This is a genomic window from Pseudoalteromonas sp. SG41-2, assembly GCF_014164535.1.
GTDB lineage: Bacteria > Pseudomonadota > Gammaproteobacteria > Enterobacterales > Alteromonadaceae > Pseudoalteromonas > Pseudoalteromonas rhizosphaerae.
The window spans coordinates 1-224 of record NZ_JACJFK010000143.1; the positions used below are offsets into that span (position 1 = coordinate 1).

1 pseudogene is annotated in these 224 nt (G+C 41.1%); it reads right to left on the bottom strand.

The features are described from left to right. Positions 1-176: pseudogene (locus H5186_RS23270) on the bottom strand (DUF600 domain-containing protein); the annotation flags it as partial. Between the last annotated feature and the right edge of the window lie 48 nt (positions 177-224).

A 224-nucleotide genomic window follows, 5' to 3' on the forward strand; every position in this document is an offset into this window, starting at 1 on the left:
GTCACGGTAATCGGCTGTTCGCTTGTATCAGCAGCAGTTTGATAATGGGCTTTGCATTCAAGTACGTTTTCATCTTCGCAATTTAAAATGAGTTGTGCTTCAAGCCACGGCTCATTTATTTGCTGGTACAAGTATTGCCCAAGTTGTTGGGGGATGTGTTTAATGTCTGGTTGCATGTGCTGTCCTTAGCGCTTTCTATATAGTTAATTATTGCTCAATGAGTA